Below are 18,890 nucleotides of genomic sequence, written 5' to 3' on the forward strand. Positions count from 1 at the left end.
TACCTAAGATGTAGCTATTCAGATGCCCTCACCGATTTCTGGAATAATTCAGGGATCTTCTTCACCTAAGTGTTATAATTAGTTTAGTTAATTTATTGATTATCTATTATGGTGCAATATACTCTTACAGCAAATCCAGAATTAATCATTACAGTTCCGGGGAAAGATTCTAGTAAAGCTCGTGATAAAGCTATGGATCAATTAATGGAGTTGATGGAAAGTGGTAAACTATCAACAGAATTAGAATCAGGTTTTAGTCCTCAAGAATTAATTGAGGTAAAAGAACCTGTAATAGATGTTAGTAGTAAAGAAGATGAGATTACTCAATCTGTACAAATTTTGAGTAACTTAGCAACTTTAAAATTAAAAGTACAAGAATCAAGAACTGAGGCTTTAGAAGTGCGTAAAGCTATTGATATATTATTTTCTGATCAGTGTGTAACTGAGGAAGAGATTACCCAACTAAAAGAAGGTTTTAAAGTTTTAAAAAATTTCGCTCAAGCTAATATACGTTATCAAGAAGCACGAGGAAAAGCTGAACAAGCTAGGGAAATTTTAGATCAAGCATTAAAAGGACAGTTGACAGTTGACAGTTGATAGTGGACAGTTGAGAGTTGACAGTGGACAGTTGATAGTTGACACTACTATCCCTAGATGGTCTATGTTCTGAATTTCTATTTCTTGAGGTTTTAATTTCACAACAGTTTCCTCTACTTGTCTATTGTGATTCTCTCATTTCTTGCTTTCTAAATAATGAATTTTTTAATCATCTTGAATTTTCTTTTTCTTTCGGCATCTTTAGGAAACTTTACTTTCTCACATCACTCTCCTTTTAATGCTACTTCTTCTCATTAAGACTCTTTCTATTTAATTTATTTTTAGTTTTTATGTACTACTTCTTCGGCTTTTTTGATCTGTGCCAGTTCAGGGTGCGGAATGTGGGTTATATAACTCTGCTTATACGATTAAAATAGTTCTTGCTTATAAAACTGATGTCAACAGATTTTTACCATCATGTCAATACCTAAACCTAAAAAAAATTCAGCAACTTTCGCACCAGTATGTTAATATTTAGCTAAAAGACGTATATGTATAAATTAACTGTTGCATAAACTTTTAATTTATATTTCTCAATAGAGAAAAATCTTGTAATGGGGTATCTTGCCCATGATAATGATAATTATCTCCTTATATCATCATGATAATTACATAAGTTAGCGATAATTATAGAACTTAAAATGTCTCATAATTTATTTTCCATTATTTCCCAAGGCTAATTAACACAAAAAATCGGTTTCATTAGGATAGACAAGATGACTGAAAATAATGATATTTTGCTGTTAAATGCAGCAAAGGCTGGTAATATCCAGCAATTATCTCAAATATTGGCTACTGGTGTGAAAGTAGATGCTTGTGATACACATGGTACAACAGCGTTAATGTTTGCAGCTAACTTAGGTTATACAGAAGTTGTGCGATCGCTCGTTCACGCAGGTGCTAATATTAATTTAAAAAGGAGAACTTATAGTTTAACAGCTTTAATGCTTGCAGCTACAGCTAATCAAAAAGACATAGTAAAACTATTAATTGCTCAAGGAGCAGATATTAATGCTATGAATGAAGATGGTAGTACAGCATTAATGGCAGCAGTTGTGAAAGGGCATATTGAGATAGTAAATATTTTATTAGCGGCTGGTGCGGATGTAGAAATTGCTGATCATGACGAGGACACAGCCTTAAAATTAGCAATTAAGCATCAACAAACAGAAATAGTCAAAGCACTATTAGAAAATCATGATATAGTGAATCAGCAAAATCAAGAAGGTGAAACAGCCTTAATGATAGCAGCCGATTTAGGATATACAGAAATCGTGCAAATATTGATATCATTAGGGGCAGATGTCAACCTAAAAAACAGCGATGGAGAAACAGCATTATTAGCAGCAGTAGCCACAGGAAACACAGACATAGTAATTAATTTATTAGATGCAGGTGCAGAAATAAATCATCAAGATCAAGATGGAGAAACAGCATTACACATTGCAGTAGTAGAAGAATACATTGATGTAGTGACAATCTTATTACAAAGAGGTGCAAACTGTGAAATCAGAAATAACTTAGGAGATACACCATTATTAATAGCAGCATTTCAAGGATATGCAAATGTTGTAGTCATATTAATTAAAGCAGGGGCAAATATAGAAGAGAAAAATTTGGGAGAAGTACCATTAACATTAGCCATATCCCAAGGACATCAAGACACAGTAAAAGTATTATTAGATCATGGTGCTAATATGAACAAGTTAGCAGATGATGGAGCAACACCATTAATTAAATCACTCACAGGTAATCATCCAGAAATATTCAAAATGTTATTAACCAAAGGAGTGGATGTCAACTATCCAGATTATAATGGTGCAACACCATTAATGTGGGCAGTTTCCCAAGGATTTGCTCAGGCTGTAGTTACCTTATTACAAGCCGGAGCGAATGTAAACGCCAAAAATCGTGGTGGTTATACAGCCTTAATGATTGCAGAATTGCACAATTATCGAGGTATTGCCAATATTTTACGACAAGCTGGATCTATTGATTAGCTATCAACCGTCAGTCGTCAGTAGAGGTTTAGCAGTGCTCATTGGTGTTAACTTAAGGTACAACCCATAGCCTGACTGGGAATAAATTCCTATGTCTAATAGCAAAATTCATAAACAAGATGACTAAATAACCAGAACATTTTTTAAATTGTTTAGTTTACTTTAGTAAACTTTAGTGATTAGCCTGGAATTTCCAGGCGCGAGTGTCAGCCAAACAAATAAGCCATCCATAGCTTAAATTGACACCAATAAACACTACTAAACCCGAAACACCCCACACTCCCTTATTCCCCACTCCCTACTCCCATGCTTTGTGATTATCTAGTACAAATACTGACAGCCCGCGTTTATGATGTAGCCCAAGAAACACCATTAGAATACGCTCCCAATCTCTCTAACCGCATCAATAATAAGCTGTTTCTCAAACGAGAAGATATGCAATCTGTGTTTTCCTTTAAACTAAGAGGTGCATATAATAAAATGGCTAACCTACCCGCAGATTTACTTAATCAAGGTGTAATTGCTGCTTCTGCTGGAAATCATGCTCAAGGTGTCGCTTTAGCTGCTAGTTGCTTAGGCACAAAAGCAATTATTGTTATGCCTACAACCACTCCTTTAGTCAAAATAAATGCCGTTAAAGCACGAAGCGGAGAAGTAGTTTTATACGGTAATACTTATGATGATGCTTATACCCATGCGCGTCAACTAGAAGCAGAAAAAGGGTTAACCTTTATTCATCCCTTTGATGATCCTGATGTCATAGCCGGACAGGGTACTATAGGTATGGAAATATTACGCCAATATCAACAACCTATTCATGCTATATTCGTGGCTATTGGAGGAGGTGGACTAATCGCGGGTATTGCAGCCTATGTAAAAAGGTTACGCCCTGAGATTAAAATTATCGGGGTTGAACCTGTAGATGCTAACGCCATGTACCAATCCTTAAAAGCAGGCAGAAGAATACGACTATCTCAAGTAGGTTTATTTGCTGATGGTGTAGCGGTTAGAGAAGTAGGTGAAGAAACTTTTCGCCTGTGTCAGCAATATGTAGATGACATTATTTTAGTAGATACCGATGCTACTTGTGCTGCAATTAAAGATGTTTTTGAAGATACTCGTTCTATTTTAGAGCCTGCGGGAGCATTAGCGATCGCTGGCGCAAAACTTTATGCCCAAAGAGAACAAATCACAAATCAAACCTTAATAGCTGTAGCCTGTGGCGCAAATATGAACTTTGATAGATTACGATTTGTAGCAGAAAGAGCAGAATTTGGAGAATGTCGAGAAGCGATATTTGCTGTAACTATTCCTGAAGAAAGAGGAAGTTTAAGAAAATTTTGCGAATGTATTGGTAAACGTAACCTCACAGAATTTAACTATCGCATAGCGGATGAAAAAGAAGCTCATATTTTCGTAGGAGTACAAATAGAAAATCGTGCTGATGCGGCTAAAATGGTGGATAAATTTCAATCTCAAGGTTTAAAAACCCTAGACTTAAGCGATGATGAATTAACAAAACTTCATCTGAGACATACAGTAGGAGGACATTCACTTTTAGCCCACAATGAACTATTATATAGATTTGAATTTCCTGAACGTCCGGGTGCTTTAATGCAGTTTGTAACTTCCATGTCTCCTGATTGGAATATTAGTTTATTTCATTATCGCAATAATGGTTCTGATTATGGCAGAATCGTAGTGGGAATACAAGTTCCACCTCATGAAATGCAAGAATGGCAATCATTTCTGCACTCTTTAGGTTATCAATATTGGGATGAAAGTAATAACCCTGCCTATAAACTGTTTTTAGGATGAACTAATAGTTTATCTCACGCAGAGGCGCAAAGTTACAGAGAGTAAGAGTTACGGAGAGTAAGAGTTTCAGAGGTGAGATTTTTTGCTTTAATATGTCAATTCATCAAGATAATTATATGCGGTTTCTAGTTTTTCCTCGGTTATCACAGTTGTTAGTTGCTGTTATTTTCACAGGTTTAATGTTTTTTATTCCTGTAAATAACAGTTATGCTATACAAAGTTTGGCACCTTGTCCCGTTTCTCCTAATTGTGCTGTTAGTCAAAATCCAGATCCGGATCATGCTATTGATCCTATAATTTATCATGTTGATCAAAAAACCGCTAAAGACACTTTATTAAAGGTTCTTTCTGTTGTTCCCCGTACTGAAGTAATAGAGCAAGCTGATAATTATATTCATGCTATTTCTAAAAGTCGCATTTTTAAGTTTGTAGATGATGTGGAATTTTATTTTCCTGCTAATGAGTCAGTGATTCATATTCGCTCTGCTTCTCGTGTAGGAGAGTCTGATTTTGGTGTTAACCGCAGACGTTTAGAACAAATCCGTCTCGCTTTGCAGGATTTGAAAATCTAAGGTAGAAATCTAAGTTAGGATAGCTATGAACTCTGTAAAATCGGCAAATTATTGGTTAATGAAATCAGAACCAGATGTTTATAGTATTCTTGATTTACAACGAGAACATGATACTATTTGGGATGGTGTGCGAAATTATCAAGCTCGTAATTTCTTGAGACAAATGAAATTAGGAGATTTAGCTTTTTTCTATCATTCTAATAGTACACCTCCGGGAATTGTGGGATTAATGAAGATAGTTAAAACTGATGTGGTTGATCTTACACAATTTGAACCTACTAGTAAATATTATGATCCTAAATCCACTTCTGATTCTCCTAGATGGCACACTGTGACTGTGCAGTTTGTGGAGGCTTTTCCTGAGATTATTTCTTTAGCTACTCTCAAAGAACAATTTACTGCTGATGATTTACTTTTAGTCAGGCCAGGAAATCGTTTATCTGTGATGCCTATCTGTGTGGATGTAGCTAATAGAATATTAGTTTATCGCTGATTATTACTGAAATATTTTTTGGATAAATAACTTAGAATTGATATCTTGACCAAAAATCTGGGATACAACCTATCTTCCGCACCCTCAACTGTCACAATCGGTTTTTACCGTTTTTTATGATAACATGAGGTTGTATTGTATACTAATTCTCAAAAAATTAACGGAGGTAGGATGGCAGCAAGGCATAATTTATATCCAAAAATCAAGAGAAAATTAAGTGATAATACCATGTGACACCCCAGGGTGCGGAATGTGGGATCAAAAATTTAGGGGTTTAGTCTTGCTAAACCCTGATTAACTTATCTAGGTCTGCCCAAAGTAGTGATGTATAATACTGCTTCATCAATGGGAATACCTAAAACTTCATTAACTTGATCATCAAAGAAACCTCCAATACCACTAACACCTAAATTCATCCGAATAGCGGCCAAATTCAGTCTTTGACCGAGAATGCCAGCATCTAAATGTAAATAACGATATACGCGATCGCCATATTTCGCAATGGCAGTTTTTAAATCTGCCGTATGAAATAATACCACAGCCGCATCTCGGCCTAATTCTTGTCCCAAACAGAGAAAATGCAATTCTCGACGGAAATTTTTAAAGCGAATTTGCCGTAATTCTTGAGCATTTGGGGCATAATAATAACAACCGGAATCTAAACCCTCTACTCCAGAAACAGCAATAAAAGTTTCAATTAAATTCAAGTCCAGATAGTCAGGATGAGGATCTAAATTTTGATCAATATAATTTTGGGGTTGATAAGTAAAATCTAATAAGGCTTTAAGTTCGGCAAAAGTTAAATTTTCTCCACTATAAGCCCTAGTAGAACGTCGTTTATAAATGGTATTTGATAATTCTGATAAATTTTCTCCCCAATTAATTGGTTTAGTTTTTGTAGATATTTTATCACAAAAGGGGAAGTTATATTTATCGCTTAAACCAACAGTTGGTTCTACTTGTAATAAATTCCAATTTACATTGGTAGTCGGAGCAATTTGGGTATTTTTATGAAAATATTTTAATAATTGGCCATCAGGAATAAAGGGATAAGTAGTTTCTGTAGTGGAGGGTAAAGCAGCAGGTTTAAGAGGTAGATTTTGTCGCACATCTAATAAATCAGCTAAAGTAATTATGGCTGTTGCTCCTTCATTTTCTGGATCAATATACAATAAATCATTAATAGCTTCATCTACAAAACCAGCAATTAAATGGGAACGATAATCACTAATATTAGCTGCTAATTGAATATTGCCTAAAAGATGACCAGTATCTAATAGAATACGCCGATAAGCGCGGTCTTCATAACGCCAAGCAGAACGGTAAAAAATGCCAGTTGTAATAATAGCTAATTGGGTATTTTCTAGGGAAGGATGCCAAAAAGTAGCAGCTTGTAATGAAGGCCAAACATCACTTTCCCAATAGTACACTAAAGAATGAGTGCGACATTGATAATTATATAATCCCGGTGGTAATAACGGCGTACCACGAGACACTATATACAATTCTGCTGGGTATAAACCCCCAGCACTAGGGGCAGAACGTAGGTAAACTGCGCTACCCATAGATGGCATTCTTGCGGTTAAGCCGTAACTGTGAAATAATAATTGAGATAGTCTTGACCACCATTGAGACTGGGGGTTATTTTTGATCGTGGCTGATGGTTGTTCTAAATATGGTTTTAGATCAATATTAGTACCGATTTTATACTCTTTAAAGGGTACAGGTTGTTTAGCCCAGTCTATTTGATGAGTTTTAGTGGCTAGGGTTTGGGGATCGTATTTAGTGCGATCGTGATAATGTTGGGCTATAGATTGATGTAGTTCTGGCATAATATTTGTTTGATCCTAAAGTTAGTGATATTTTTGATCTTGACATTGTTGAGATATATTATTTCGTGTTGATCGGTACAATCTGAAAAATTCAACTAGAAAATTTAACTTGAAAATTTAACATTAAAAATTGTTGAATTTGGACGATGTTCTTGTACAAATTGGTTGTGAAACTATTTTCTCCTAACTAACTGCAATTATGAATGTACGTAATACTCTATCTACTAGTGATGTAAACATTTCTTACCTAGAATGGAATATAGGTCAAGAACCATTACTACTATTACATGGTATGGGTGATCATGCCTTAGTATGGTCAAGTCTAGGAGATTACTTAGCATCTAATTATCACATAGTTGCACCAGATATGCGTGGCCATGGTGAAAGTAGTAAACCCATGAAAGATTATAGTTTTGCCAGCGCGATCGCTGACCTAGAATCTCTCATGGATCATTTACAATGGGATAATGCCCATATAGTCAGTCACTCATGGACTGGAAAACTCGCTGCAATTTGGGCTAGAGAAAATCCATCACGTTTAAAAAGTATTACACTTGTAGATCCCATTTTCATCTGGAAAATGCCCAGCTTGTTGAAAATCACTTTTCCGCTTTTATATAAAGTATTGCCCTCTCTTAAAATTATGGGACCATTTAGTAGTTATGAAGAAGCAGAAAGCAAGATTAAACGACTCAGTCACTATCAAACCTGGACAAATTTACAACAACAGGTTTTTCAAGGAGGAATAGAACAAAAACCCGATGGAACTTGGGGTAGTAAATTTACCATTGCTGCCCGTGATGGTATTTTTGATGAGGTGTTAGACGTAGCAGGTTTTATTCATCCTGTGGAGATACCCGCTTTATTGATACAACCAGAAAAAGGAGTAAACCGTCAAAATTGGCAAATTCAGCCTTATAAAACCAACTTAAAGAATCTTACCATCAAAAAAGTTCCTGGCAACCATTGGCCATTCTTAACCAACCCTACAGAATTTAATCAAACCGTTGCTAATTTTCTCAAAATGACAATAGAGAACTTACACAAATATTAACATATAACCTCGTGCATCTGCGTTTGTATGCGTTGAATAATTACCTTCAAGATTTAGAATTATCAATTATTTATGAGTCTTTTATGAGTCTTTGTATTAACCCCAACTGTTCTCAACCTAACCATCCTGATAATGATGAAAACCGTTTTTGTCAAAGTTGTGGTTCAGAACTAGAATTAATAAAACGTTATCGAGTCTTGCGGTTATTAAGCGATAAAACAGGATTTGGTAATGTATATGAAGCCTATCAACAGGATCAACCAAAAATATTAAAAGTTCTCAAAGAAGAATTAAATAATAATAGTAAAGCCCTATCATTATTTCAACAAGAAGCTAATGTTTTAGAACAATTAAATCATCCTGGTATTCCCCAAACAGAAGGTTATTTTTCCTATCAAACCAGAGAGGGTTTAACCTTGCATTGTATGGTAATGGAAAAAATCGAAGGACCAAATTTAGAACAGTGGTTAAAACAACAACAAAACCGTCCTATTTCTCAAGCACAAGCAATAGCTTGGTTAAAACAGTTGGCAGAAATATTATTATTAGTTCATAACCAGCAATATCTCCATCGAGACATTAAACCATCTAATATTATGATTCGTCCCGATGGACAATTAGTATTAATTGATTTTGGTACAGCGCGAGAAGTTACTAAAACTTATATTGCTAATAGTGGAGGAATGACAGCTATTTCTTCCTCTGGTTATAGTCCTAGAGAACAAATGAATGGTCAAGCATTACCCGCATCAGATTTTTTTGCATTAGGACGCACCTTTGTATTTTTATTAACGGGATGTCAACCTGTACAATTGTATGATGCACATTTGGATAATTTACAATGGCGACATTTAGCTAATCATGTATCAGAATCATTATTAGATTTCATTGATTGGTTAATGAATAATAATATCAGCGATCGCCCCCAAAATGCTAGAGAAATATTAAATGATTTAGCAAATTTAGAAAATGGCAACATAGGCAATATTAACATTAATCCTACCACTAATACACAAGTAATTAGTCCAGTAAATCACCCAAATACAACTACAAATTCCACATTAAAACCACCAGAACAAGAACCGGAAAAATTACCCATCTTATCATGGTTTGCGGCTTTAATAGTATCCTTAATTATCCTATGGTGGATAGCATTATCTACCAAAAATACTCAATTTGCGGTATTACCTCCTGACTATGGCCAAGCACCAGAAAAAAAAGGTAAAACTGGCAAAATTGATTATTTTACCTATCAACCAGGTAAAGATAGTCAAGGAAAAGTTGCTGAGTTTAATATTGCAGTTTTATCAGTAGAATATAAATGGCAATTAGGGAGTACCTATCAAATTAATTATAATGGTCAAACCATAACTCTTGATTCTTTAAAATCCAATTTAGAACAAGAAGGGATTCAGAAAATTATGGAAAATCCCGATGAAATTATTTCTGTAGGAACAGCTTCTTGTGAAGGAGATATTAATGCTGAACAAAATCGTGCTTTAGAACGTTCTAAGCAAATTCAACTATTAGCAAAAAAGATATTTAGTCAAACAAATAGTATTCGGGGATATCGCTTATTAAATTTAGGACAATTTCAAAGAAAAGACTGTCAAGCAAGTCAGGATCTCACAGCATATCAACGGAGTATTATTATTATTGGAGTTAAAAAACAAGATGAAGGTATAATATTAGATGAAGCATTAAGAGATAGATTAGAAAGAAAACCTTTTGCTGATTTCAAATTACAAGATTATTCTTTAGGTTCAAGTAGTAAATTTAAGACAATACCAAACAATTTATAGAATCATCGTTAGACAAAGATCCCCAACTTCTTAAAGAAGTTGAGGATCTTACTCCCACGATAAAAATCACCCACATTAAAAGTATAAAGGATATGCTTGGTGTTTCCATACAGGTTATTTATTGATAACATGATTTACTAATTATATCATACAGCACATTCCATCTACATGAGGTACACTAGGAACAGGCAAAATGCCTGTGTTACAAAGGTTTTATCATTAATATCTGTACCTCAGAATAACGGAAAGTGCTGTAATGTTGTAAAGATGGAAAAGACTGTAAAGAATATCATAGGAAAATTTTTATCGGTAGCTTAGTGTTGTTATTAAAATTTAAAGATTTACATAATTACAAAAATAATGTATAATCCTGTGATTTACATCAATTAAATTATAGATATATATATCCTTATGGCTAAAAATAGGAGTTCTAAATCATGGCAATTAGCAGAAAAGATAATTTTTGCAGCATTACAAATTCTCAAAGAAAATGAAGGACAATTACAAGGTAAACAAGTAATTGAAGAAGTGGAGAAAAGAGTAGATTTGGATGATTGGGCAAAAGCTAGATATGAAAAATCTGGTTATATTCGTTGGAGAAGTGTTTTACATTTTTATACTATAGATTGTATTAAAGCTGGTTTTTTATTAAAAAATAAAGGTATTTGGTATTTAACTCCAGAAGGAGAAAAGGCTTTAGATTTAGGAGAATCTCAACTGTTAAAAGATGCCACTCAAGCCTTTAAACAGTGGAAAGCAGAAAAAGAAAATAGTACAATTTTAGCCCATGATTCAGAAATTAACCATGAATTAGAAGTAGATAATGATGTTGATAACGTCAGTGAAGTAACTATTAGTGAATATGAAGAAATTGCAGTGGAAGGATTAAAAAAATTTGTGAGAAATTTGAATGCTTATGAATTTCAGGATTTAGTCGCAGCTTTATTAAGAGGAATGGGTTATTATACACCTTTTATTGCACCAAAAGGAAAAGATGGTGGTTTAGATGTCATTGCATATCAGGACCCTTTAGGAACAGTATCACCTAGAATTAAAGTACAAATTAAACATCGAGAATCACCTGCTTCTGTGGATGAAATTCGACAATTAAGAGGAGTGTTACAAAAAGATGGCGATGTGGGAATTTTTGTTTCTACTGGAGGTTTTACTAGTGATGCTAAAAATGAAACTCGCAGTTCTCATACTCATATTGAATTAATAGATTTTGGTAGATTTATTAGTTTATGGCAGCAATTTTATGAAAAATTACCAGATGAAGATAAGAAAAGATTACCTCTGACTCCTATTTATTTTTTAGGAATATGAAAAATTTTGTTACAGCAGTTTGCGTTATTATGAGGTACAGATATTAATGATAAAACCCTTGTAAAACGGGCTTCTTGCCTGTTCCTAGTGTAACTCATGTAGATGGAATGTGCTGTATTTTTACTATTTCCTGAAAATGTTGGGTTTGGGTTTTTGAACCCAATCTACTTTATTCTATAACAAATCCTCGACTTAACAGAATAAGCCGAGGATATTTTCAATTATATTTAAACCCGATTAACTTAACCTAAAGAAACGGTTAAACTTCCAGGTTTCGCTAAATTACCTGTTAACACCACACCACGCTGATTAGCATGAAGATGACGCAAAATTTTATAAATTGCTTCTACTTCTGCCGATGCACCTGCTTTTTCAGCAACTTCAGCAAGAGAAAGTGGTTTTTTCTCACTTTGCAGTACCTTCATTACTTTCTGTTGCAAATCAAGAATTACAGCCGCAGCTTTCTTACCAGCTTCTACTCCTGGTTGATGATAAGCATTGACATTTACCAAACTCGCATATAGTCCTACTGCACGCTCATACAATGCAACTAACGCCCCAACGGTGCGGGGATTAACTTGAGGAATGGTAACAGTAATAGAATCACGATTATTTTCGTACAATGCTTGACGAGTTCCTAACAAGAAACCACAAAGATAGTCACCAGATGTTACTCCTGGATCAATTTCTGGTGATGTTCCGCTACGATCTTCTAATACTTCTATCAATGTGGCAAAGAAGTTGGGTACTCCTTCCCGCAATTGTTGTACGTAGGCGTGTTGATCCGTAGAACCTTTGTTACCATAAACCGCAATACCTTGATACACGGTTTTACCATCTAGGTCTTTTTCTTTACCTAAAGATTCCATCACCAATTGTTGCAGGTAACGGCTAAATAATAATAGGCTGTCTTTGTAGGGTAACACCACCATGTCTTTTTCGCCTTTACCGTTGCCTGAATAGTACCAGGATAGGGCTAAAAGTGCGGCGGGGTTATTTTTGAGGTTAGAAGTGCGAGTAGCGTCATCCATCTCTTTTGCCCCGGCTAACATGGCGCGAATATCAATCCCTTGTAATGCGGCGGGTACTAAACCTACGGCGGACATTTCCGAAGTGCGGCCTCCTACCCAGTCATACATCGGGAAGGAGGCTAACCAATTTTCAGCTTTAACTACTTTATCTAGGTTGCTGCCTTCGCTAGTAATGGCTACTGCATATTTAGCAAAGTCCAGATTTTTGGCTGCATAGGCTTTTTTCACCTCGATCATGCCGTTGCGCGGTTCAGGTGTGCCACCAGATTTAGAAATGACTAATACTAGTGTGGTGGCTAGTTTATGACCAATGTGGGCTAATACCCGATCTATTCCTGTGGGATCGGTGTTGTCAATAAAGTGAATGTTCAGGGGTGGAGAGTCGGGAGAAAGGGCTTCTGCAACGAATTGGGGACCTAAGGCTGAACCACCAATACCGATGGAAATAATGTCTGTGAAGCGGCTTTCTTTGGGGGGATGGATCGCGCCTGTGTGTATTTGATCGGCGAAGGCTTCGATCGCTTCTAAGGTTTGGACTATTTGTTGTGTGAGTTCGGAGGAAGGGGCGAGATCGGGGTTCCGTAGCCAATAATGTCCAACCATGCGGTTTTCATCAGGGTTGGCGATCGCTCCCTTTTCTAATGCCGCCATATCTTGAAATGCTTTGTCAAACTTGGGTTGTAATGATTTGACGAAAGCATCATCGAACCGCATCCGACTAACATCCAGATACAATTCTAATCCTGGGTGGTAATATAACCAATCTTGATATCTTTGCCAAAGTACCTTAGCATCCATTATGAAAATCTCAAATAATTGTTGGTAACAACCAGTTTAATGTATGGTTATGGCCATCCCTGCTTTGTATTATACAGTTTACAATTGCGATTATTGCAGGGAGCACTTTGTGAAATCAAAAGTCAGAAGTTAAAAGTCAAAATTCTTACTCCTGACTCCTGTACGGGGAAACAGCCGTTCGCCCTGACTTCTATCTTACCAATTCCTTAATTCATAATCTCTCCAGTCTAAAACTCCATCTTTATTCACATCTCCATGCGTCCCATCTTGTTTACTTAAATGTTCTATTTCATGGGCTGGACCACGAACTTTTTTTAAAACTCCCATCTGATATTTAATACATTTTCTTTCTGCTTCAAAACCTCCCCATAAATCATAGGGTACTTTCATCCCACGAGGTTTATATTGACGTAAATAATATTGATATAAATATGAATGGTAGGCATCATGGGCAATAATACTAGCAGTCCAGGTTTTTGATACCATACTTACAGCAGATAATTCAAATGTAGGCGGGTTAACATAAGCTACCATACCACTTTTTTCTGCCTGTTTAATTCTGCCTACATATTGCCGAATGAATCTCAAATCTTTGGGTGCATAAAGTTGTAGTAATTGTAAAGCAGCAGTGGTTTTTTGAATAAATTCCTGATTTCCTACAATTTCTGGAAATAATGCGGTTTTTCTAATAGTTTGGATTTGATTGGGCTTAGGTTGGGCTAATATGGGAATGTTACAAAAAATGCAAGTTGTAGATAACAAAACTGCCGCTAATGTGGTTAATTTCGATAATTTATGTTTAATCTTCATGATAATTTTGTCTTTTGTTTATCACAACATTTATCAACAGGGTTTAGTCATGCTAAACCCCCTACAGTTTTACCCGTGAATTGTCAATTATTAATTCCTATTTTCCCATATTACGTTTCATATTTTCTAATTCGTCTTCTGTTTCCCAACGGCGAAATTTAGCGTCTAAGTCATCAAAGTTAGAATTACTAGAACTATCCCACCATTTATCAGTATATAACTTTTGTTGTTCTTGGTTTTGGGTTTTCATCTTTTGTAATTCTAGTGCTTTGTTTTGCACTTCTTGACGACGTTGTTGGATTTTTTTTAACAGTTCTTTAGATTGGTTAATGCGTTCTTGTAAACCTTGCATTCTTCCCCATTTTTCATTACCTTCTTGTAATAATGATGCTTCTTTTTGTTGTGCGGGAATAGCTAAGTCTTCTCTTCCTGCGGCTTTAGCTTTTTGAATACGAATATGCCATTTTTGAATTTCTTGGGCTGTAGTGAGAATATCATCTTGCGATCGCCTTTCTTGCATTTGCAATTCCGCAATCAGTTTTAATGTATCTTCTTCCTGTTTTCGTAATTGGTCCGAGAGTGCTTCTAATTCTAAATGGGGGTTATTTTTTAAGAATTCTTCTAACCTATTTTCTAAAAACTTACTTAAATCATCAAATAAACTCACTGTTTTTGCTCCTGGTTTTCAACTTTGATAAGATTTTGCTTAATCTGTAACGATTATATCAGCTATTATACATATAATTTCCAAGATTCCCGACTTCTTTAAGAAGTCTGGGATCTGAGTTCTATAATGGTGTTACCCAATATTTAATTCCCTGGACAAATTTTTTCTTTAACCCAAATTGTGGTAATTGCTCTTCATTCCAACCTAAATAAGTCCAATGGGGTAAATCTGTAACTACTGTTTGATACCAACCATTTTCATTTAAGGCCTGTCTTTGTTTTTCTGTGGATACTTGTAAATCAATTGCTAATCCCCAAATATGTTGAGATGATCCCGGAGGTGCTACTAAACTTAATATTTTTGTCTCTCTACCTTGTTTAACTAAATCTAAAGTTTGACTATTAGCATATTTTTGCCAAAATCTTACAGTTGTAGCAAAATCACGAGTACAATCTCCAGCATATCCCGATTTTAAAGGAATATTTACTAATAGTTTTGCCTGATTTAATGCTGCTGCTGCTGGTTTTTGTAAGTAACATTCTGCTGTACCATTTACTAAACTCATGGGTATGGTACTTTGCCAATATTGCGTTTCGGGTTCACCACTAAAAATCACTTTTTCTGGTAAGATAACTCCTAGTTGTTGATTAATAAATACTGCACCATAATTTTTTAATAAAATATATTCAAAAGTTCCATTTATAGGCACAGTTAATATTGTTTTACTAATTGTTTCTATAAATTTATCTTTTTGATTTAATTGTTGCTCTGGTACAAATAATTCTGGTTCGGTTCCTGGTTTTTTTGGCGTTATTTCTCGACAATTATTATTAGTATTAATTACACAATCTTCTAGTATTACAGATGTGCTAATTTGTTTACTCTGGGAATTTCTATGAACAATAACTATACTAATACTAACTAAAATAGTTATCGTAACAAATGCTACTATTTTCAGAATTGTTTTCATGAAAATACTACTGTTTTTTACTAATTTTTACTGTTTTTACCTATTTTCATGATCATATCGCAAATTTTTATCATAAAAAAATATCAAACAATATCAAGCATCAAAAAATCTCCAACTTTTCACAAAGTTGGAGAAAATAAACTCTTTTAATTGTATCATTTTTTGATATTACCTGTAATAGCTCATTTCAGCCTCTAGTTGACGTAATAAATCCCCATCACCTTTATCCCTAGCTACTTCTAGGCGATGCTGTAAAGTTTTAATAACAGTTTCTTGGTGTGTTTTATCTGCTTGTTTGATAGCTTGTACTCTATTGTTAGTCATATTGTTAACCTTTATACTGTTTTTGTTGCTGAAGAATGTGTTGGTTTGTTGACAAAAAACTTATTTTGTAGATTTTGTAGATTTTGTTACAGAAAATTATAGGATATTATGAAATTAAAGTCAAGTTTTCTTAATTAATCAAGTAAAATTGTGATTTTATCCATAGGACTTACACAAGTGTCACGCTAAAAAATCTGTTGAGTGGGTGCGTCAGATATCAACAATTTGGTTATTTACACGATTTATACTGTGTGACGTAGTTGGTAAGCTTGTTGAATCACACCCTACCAATATGCCAGTTGCGTAAGTCACTGGATTCTAATAATATCCCAAGGATCAAAGTTTGTACTGGTTTTGTGTTTGTAGTTTCTTGTGATGTGAAAAAGTGAAACTGAAAATGTAAACTAGAAGAGATAGGTGGTTAAAATATCCTGATGTTAAGACATCTACATGAAAATCAGAATCATAAGATGTAATATTAATCGTAAATTTGTGAGGTCAGGATGTACACCTTATTCTGGCTCTCTTACTACCACGAGCATGAATGAAACTGTACAAGTAGAAAATGTTAATTGGAATCGGCAAGTATATCAACGACTAAAACTGGCTCTTAGTCTAGGTTTAAGGCGGCAAATTTTATTCGCTGTCTGTGATAACTTAAATTTAAGAAATCGAATTGCAGCTAGGCTACATTCTAATTTAGCCTATCCTGTAGCAAAGGTATTATATCAACGATCTCATGTTGGAGAACTTAGCACTCCAGCTTATCCTAGATTAGTAACTTTACGACTAAATATTAATGATCCTAATCCTATTGCACAAATTAATCAATGGTTAGCAAATTATCCACCTCCGCTAGTAGGAAAATCTCCAGATAATCCTGGTAAACCTTTACCTATTCCTGCTTTTCAAATAGTTGGAGTAGAAATGTTGACGAAACAATCGGTAGCAGGACAACATTTATTTTTAGATCATTTACGATTAAATGAACAATATTTATTTAGTAAAGAATCTAATAATTTTTTAGAATCTAGTCTATTATTTTGGGTTTCTCGTCCTTGGTTGTATGCTATTCAACAATCAGCGCCAAAATTTTGGCATTGTCGTAATGGTGTGTTTATATTTGCAGGAGAACCAACTCCTACCGTAGATAATCGTCATTATCCCGTGGATTTTAATCATCAAGATAATGTGGAGTTGAAAAATTATTCAACTTTACCTATTAAACAAGATCATCGTGCTGATTTGCCAGAGGTTAATTATCAAAATTCTCCTGTAAATGATGGTGTAGATAATTCTGTCAATAATAATTTAATGGAAGTAATAACAGAAAAATCGGCACATCTTACTAATCAATGTTTTCCATCTTTATCTGCTATTAACCCAGAATTACAAGAATTAATTAGGGCTGCATTGAGTAATCCTGGAGAAACAAATCCACAGGAAAATTATGAAATTCAAAATTTATTACGGGAAATAGAACAGTTACACTGTCAGCAAGCCCCAGGAGATGAGTTAGCTATTGCTTATCAAAATTTGGGTAATTTATATAGAACAAGAATTGAAGAAGGAAGTATTAATTTAGAGAATTTAATGACCGCTATTTTGGCTTATCAAGAGGCTGTTAGTCATGATGAACATTCGGCGGAATTGCCAAATATTTTAAATGATTTAGGAACTCTTTATTGGATGTTACATCGTATTCCTAATAATTCCCAAGAAGCACAGATGTATTTAGAGCAAGCAATAGATTTTTATAAGTTAGCTTTAAAGTTAGTTCCATCGGATATACAGCCAGATATTTATAGCCGTGTACAAAATAATTTGGGGACAGCTTATGGAGATTTATCTAAGTTTTCTGAACATAAGGAAAATTGGCAATTAGCGTTAATTGCTTACCATGAATCTCTACATTATCGTGATGAAACCAGAGAACCTTTAAAATATGCTGCTTGTCAAAATAATTTGGGAACAGCTTATTGGCATTTAGCACAATATCATGAACCCTTGGTAAATTTGAAAAAAGCGATCGCTGCTTATAAATTAGCAGTTAATTATTATCAACCTAGTGAAGAACCTTTCAAATATGGCATGATTCAAAATAATATTGGTACTGCTTATTGGAATATGTCCCAATATCAAGAACCTATGATAAATCTCCAGTTAGCTATTGAAATTTATCAAGAAGCTCTCCAATATCGTACTCCTGATTCTTACCCTCATGGTTATGCTGCTACTCAGAATAATTTAGGTATTGCTTATTGGCATTTGGCGAATTTACCAGAAACTTCTAAAGAAGATAGACAAAAATTTATTCTTTCTTGTATTGATGCTTATGAAAAAACTCTAAAAATTGCCGATGGTCATGGTAATTTACCATTGAGTTTTAATATGTGGATGACATATAATAATCTCGGATTAGCACATTATCATTTAGTTAGCGATAAGTCTTTTCAAGGTGATAAAAACACTGTATCTGAACATTTAGAAATGGCTTTAGACAATTATTTAAAAGCATTAACTGGTTTTACACCAAAAACGGAGAATTATGAAAATACTATGAATTATATTATTACTACAGTCAGGACTTTTCACAATAAGTTAGGTATTCACGGACAAAATTTGGCTTTATCTAAACTTCCAGGAAATTTGATCCCAGAAGTTTTACCAAAGTTGTAGTATAGCAGGGAACAGAGAACAGTAAATAAATTAGGTAAATTAGCTTGAATAATTAATACAAGCAAGATGCTTGTGCTACTGTAACTTCAGGTTTTTTAATTATACAGTGAGTGCTGC

General features: G+C 34.6%; 15 protein-coding genes. 9 read left to right on the forward strand and 6 right to left on the reverse strand.

Annotation, left to right across the window (positions count from 1 at the left end):
• Positions 1–108 precede the first annotated feature (108 nt).
• From H6F32_RS08635 to H6F32_RS08655, 5 genes are all read left to right on the forward strand, one after another.
• Positions 109–597: a hypothetical protein gene (locus tag H6F32_RS08635; RefSeq protein WP_190368921.1), complete on the forward strand. Its 489-nt coding sequence runs from the start codon at positions 109–111 to the stop codon at positions 595–597.
• 716 nt (positions 598–1,313) lie between these two features.
• On the forward strand, positions 1,314–2,597 hold the full coding sequence (locus tag H6F32_RS08640; protein ID WP_190368922.1) for an ankyrin repeat domain-containing protein: 1,284 nt from the start codon (positions 1,314–1,316) through the stop codon (positions 2,595–2,597).
• 306 nt (positions 2,598–2,903) lie between these two features.
• Positions 2,904–4,415, forward strand: a complete 1,512-nt coding sequence (gene ilvA / locus H6F32_RS08645) for a threonine ammonia-lyase, biosynthetic (protein WP_190368923.1) — start codon at positions 2,904–2,906, stop codon at positions 4,413–4,415.
• A gap of 116 nt (positions 4,416–4,531) precedes the next feature.
• Complete coding sequence (locus tag H6F32_RS08650; protein WP_190368924.1) at positions 4,532–4,987, forward strand: DUF1499 domain-containing protein; 456 nt, start codon at positions 4,532–4,534, stop codon at positions 4,985–4,987.
• Positions 4,988–5,012: 25 nt separating this feature from the next.
• The gene (locus H6F32_RS08655; protein ID WP_242031086.1) at positions 5,013–5,480 is read left to right on the forward strand and encodes an EVE domain-containing protein; all 468 of its coding nucleotides are present in this window, start codon (positions 5,013–5,015) and stop codon (positions 5,478–5,480) included.
• A gap of 299 nt (positions 5,481–5,779) precedes the next feature.
• On the opposite strand, the gene H6F32_RS08660 is transcribed toward H6F32_RS08655, so the two are convergent.
• Entirely contained in the window at positions 5,780–7,312 is a 1,533-nt protein-coding gene (locus tag H6F32_RS08660) for a SagB/ThcOx family dehydrogenase (protein WP_190368925.1), read from the reverse strand.
• Positions 7,313–7,511: 199 nt separating this feature from the next.
• Between H6F32_RS08660 and H6F32_RS08665 the strand changes: the two genes are divergently transcribed.
• From H6F32_RS08665 to H6F32_RS08675, 3 genes are all read left to right on the forward strand, one after another.
• Positions 7,512–8,366: an alpha/beta fold hydrolase gene (locus H6F32_RS08665; protein ID WP_190368926.1), complete on the forward strand. Its 855-nt coding sequence runs from the start codon at positions 7,512–7,514 to the stop codon at positions 8,364–8,366.
• Between the two features lie 83 nt (positions 8,367–8,449).
• Positions 8,450–10,168: a serine/threonine-protein kinase gene (locus H6F32_RS08670; protein ID WP_190368927.1), complete on the forward strand. Its 1,719-nt coding sequence runs from the start codon at positions 8,450–8,452 to the stop codon at positions 10,166–10,168.
• Between the two features lie 411 nt (positions 10,169–10,579).
• Positions 10,580–11,494 (forward strand): restriction endonuclease, encoded by a 915-nt coding sequence (locus H6F32_RS08675; protein WP_190368928.1) that lies wholly within the window; start codon positions 10,580–10,582, stop codon positions 11,492–11,494.
• 242 nt (positions 11,495–11,736) lie between these two features.
• On the opposite strand, the gene H6F32_RS08680 is transcribed toward H6F32_RS08675, so the two are convergent.
• The 5 genes from H6F32_RS08680 to H6F32_RS08700 form a co-directional block, all read right to left on the reverse strand.
• Positions 11,737–13,323 (reverse strand): glucose-6-phosphate isomerase, encoded by a 1,587-nt coding sequence (locus H6F32_RS08680; protein ID WP_190368929.1) that lies wholly within the window; start codon positions 13,321–13,323, stop codon positions 11,737–11,739.
• Positions 13,324–13,518: 195 nt separating this feature from the next.
• Positions 13,519–14,133, reverse strand: coding sequence for a hypothetical protein (locus H6F32_RS08685; RefSeq protein ID WP_190368930.1), 615 nt, complete (start codon positions 14,131–14,133; stop codon positions 13,519–13,521).
• 97 nt (positions 14,134–14,230) lie between these two features.
• Entirely contained in the window at positions 14,231–14,800 is a 570-nt protein-coding gene (locus H6F32_RS08690; RefSeq protein WP_190368931.1) for a TIGR04376 family protein, read from the reverse strand.
• Between the two features lie 121 nt (positions 14,801–14,921).
• A complete protein-coding gene (locus H6F32_RS08695; protein WP_190368932.1) occupies positions 14,922–15,770 on the reverse strand; it encodes a D-alanyl-D-alanine carboxypeptidase family protein in 849 nt (282 codons plus the stop codon).
• A gap of 168 nt (positions 15,771–15,938) precedes the next feature.
• On the reverse strand, positions 15,939–16,094 hold the full coding sequence (locus tag H6F32_RS08700; RefSeq protein WP_190368933.1) for a hypothetical protein: 156 nt from the start codon (positions 16,092–16,094) through the stop codon (positions 15,939–15,941).
• A gap of 540 nt (positions 16,095–16,634) precedes the next feature.
• On the opposite strand from H6F32_RS08700, the gene H6F32_RS08705 reads away from it, so the two are divergent.
• Positions 16,635–18,773, forward strand: a complete 2,139-nt coding sequence (locus H6F32_RS08705; RefSeq protein WP_190368934.1) for a tetratricopeptide repeat protein — start codon at positions 16,635–16,637, stop codon at positions 18,771–18,773.
• Positions 18,774–18,890: the final 117 nt, after the last annotated feature.

This window comes from Anabaena sp. FACHB-1237 (assembly GCF_014696225.1).
Lineage (GTDB): Bacteria > Cyanobacteriota > Cyanobacteriia > Cyanobacteriales > Nostocaceae > FACHB-1237.